The sequence below is a fragment of the Bifidobacterium apousia genome (assembly GCF_007559275.1).
Classification (GTDB): domain Bacteria; phylum Actinomycetota; class Actinomycetes; order Actinomycetales; family Bifidobacteriaceae; genus Bombiscardovia; species Bombiscardovia apousia.
The window spans coordinates 1-374 of record NZ_VMHK01000013.1 but is presented as its reverse complement, the minus strand read 5'-3'; the positions used below and the strand labels follow the sequence as shown (position 1 = coordinate 374).

Sequence of the window (374 nt, the reverse complement as noted above, 5' to 3'; positions counted from 1 at the left end):
ACGTCATCTGTTTCTTCTTCCCCTGTTCAAACCCCGACAGGTTCTTCCCAATCCCTTGGAATCTCGCCATCCAGCTCTTATTCACCTGCTGGGACCCAGTCTGCTGCTGATTCTCATACTGTGGTGTTCGACCCTGCCGATGGAAGCAAAGCGGAACATGTAACTGTGCCGGATGGCTCCTTGGCATCGCCGCCTGCTGATAATCCGAAGCGCGACGGCTACCGTTTCAACGGCTGGTCCGAGCATGACGCGATGATGGATTTCCGCACTCCGATCACCAGGGACATCACCTTGAAGGCCAAGTGGGCACCGGCTGCTGATTGGGCGCTCAGCCCCGACCATGGTCCGGCTTCCGGCGGCACCAGCATCACCAT

General features: G+C 58.0%; 1 protein-coding gene. It reads left to right on the top strand.

The features are described 5' to 3' along the window. Positions 1–120: 120 nt before the first annotated feature. Positions 121–374, top strand: a 254-nt coding sequence (locus tag FPK30_RS08125) for an InlB B-repeat-containing protein (RefSeq protein ID WP_260804509.1), incomplete at its 3' end; no start/stop codon positions are given.